Source organism: Pseudomonas sp. P5_B2 (genome assembly GCF_056400445.1).
The window spans coordinates 1-1,432 of the sequence record NZ_JBFULH010000873.1 but is presented as its reverse complement, the minus strand read 5'-3'; the positions used below and the strand labels follow the sequence as shown (position 1 = coordinate 1,432).

Genomic DNA, 1,432 nt, shown 5'->3' with positions numbered 1-1,432 from the left:
GGACAGATTTGACATGATCTACCAACCTCGCCTTGAAGGTCTCGAAGCTCGTAAGTGGCTTGCCTCGAGCGTTCATCTTAATGTAGAGGTCGTCCGACAGCCCGAAGCGTTGCAAGTCCAGCAACTGGAAGGTGATCGCCGGGCGGTCACTGCTGGTCAGGCGGCCGTAAAAACCCTTGGCGTCGGCAAAGCGCGCGTCAATCGCGTCCAGCATAGTTAGAGCCGACTGAATAGTCGGGTCCATCTTCCAGGACAAGAAAAACCATGGCTGGTCGGCAATCTCAGCAGACAGGCTAGTGCCTAAGCGTTGCGCAGGTTGCCAGTCAAGTAACTCGTCGAAAAACTCGCGACTGCTGGGGCGCACCGCGTAAGTGAACCTCGCGCCTCGCGCCGGCGCCGCTCTGCGCATGAAGTCGGCCAGGCAACCATCATTCGCGGCCACGTACCAGTGCAACAGTAGCAGCGTTGTCAGCCGCTGTTGGCCATCGAGGGGCGCGAAGGCACCGGTACTATCGATAGAGCCATAAACGAAGTCCAGGTCCAGGGGGAGCGTGGGATCGTCCTCGGGCTTGTCCAGAGCCTCCCGCAAGGCTTGAAGAAAGGCTCCGCGCACTTCGACTGCGGTTGCGCGGCCGTGGGCATAGTCCCGCTGCAGGATGGGGATGCACACTTCGGGATGTCGCTCGAAAAGCGCCGCGAAACTCATTCTCTGTCCTGCGCTCATACAGCCTCGCTGTTCACAGTGAAAAATTTGGAAAGGGTCGAGACTATCTCGTCGCGATAGCTATCGGCATCCTGTAACGACCAAAACAGCATGTTGCCAACGTCCTGGCTGTAACACTTCAGAAAGACATTACGCGTACAGAGCGGCACGAAGGTACCCGCCTCGTCCAGCTCGAGGATCCAGCGTCGCTTGACCGGGAAAATGGCATTTTTGTAAGCTCTATTGGTACCTTGATCCAGTAGCGCCAAGTTGCCGATTCCATTATCCACGTCAAATGACGTGGCCTCACCCACTCGACGCAGGATGTCATCGTACAGCTCGTCAAATGCCAGCCCTTGGCTTCCGTCTTCCCCTAGAAAAGCCTGAATGCGCTCACTCAAGTCCAGATCCTCAGGGCGATGGATGAAGTAGCTGGCGACGCTGTCCAGCCAGCGCCGCTGGGCATCGGTCCTGCCGGGCCTGTAAGTGGCTACCGCCTTGACGTGTTCAATATCCCAGGCTTCCTTCTTGAATGCTTCAAACGAAAAGCGCAGGTTGGAACGCGAGTTTGCAAGCAAGGTGGCGATGTTGAATAACAATAGGACAGCCCTAATCTGCGTCGAGTCGCGTCCGTACTTCAACTCTTCCAGATGGCTCGATATCGCTTGCCTCACATCGGTTTCGGGCTCTCCCCAGTCGCAGTCGAGGTCGATCTTACGCGCGATCCGT

At 57.0% G+C, this 1,432-nt stretch carries 1 protein-coding gene and 1 pseudogene; both read right to left on the bottom strand.

The window, feature by feature from the left end; genetic code table 11:
- The coding region (locus AC1DRJ_RS27610; protein WP_477804938.1) for a GmrSD restriction endonuclease domain-containing protein at positions 1-706 on the bottom strand (706 nt) is incomplete at its 3' end.
- Positions 707-720: 14 nt separating this feature from the next.
- Positions 721-1,432 (bottom strand): annotated as a pseudogene (locus tag AC1DRJ_RS27605) (DUF262 domain-containing protein); the annotation flags it as partial.